Genomic DNA, 291 nt, shown 5'->3' with positions numbered 1-291 from the left:
GTGCTGCGTGATCGGCGGTTCGTGGGCCTGGCCGAGTTGAACGAGGCCATCTTCGAACTGGTCGACCAGATCAACGCACGGGGATTCCAGAAGCGGGAGGACTCCAGGCGGATCGTGTTCCTGCGCGATGAACAGCCACTGCTCAATCCCTTGCCGCCGGCGCGGTTCGAATTGGCGGATCTACGAAAAGCCAAGGCAGGACCGAACTATCACATTCAAGTGGACCGGAATTTCTACTCCGTGCCATCGGCGCTGATCGGGTGCAGCTTGGATGTGCGGGTCACCTCTAAC

The 291-nt window shown here is 59.8% G+C and carries 1 protein-coding gene; it reads left to right on the top strand.

Annotated elements, in window-relative coordinates; all coding sequences use genetic code 11:
* Positions 1-21 precede the first annotated feature (21 nt).
* On the top strand, positions 22-291 hold a 270-nt coding region (locus FPZ47_RS28785; RefSeq protein WP_428321262.1), incomplete at its 3' end, for a Mu transposase domain-containing protein.

Source organism: Mycobacterium helveticum (genome assembly GCF_007714205.1).
Taxonomy (GTDB): domain Bacteria; phylum Actinomycetota; class Actinomycetes; order Mycobacteriales; family Mycobacteriaceae; genus Mycobacterium; species Mycobacterium helveticum.
This window is presented reverse-complemented; position numbering and strand designations above follow the sequence as displayed.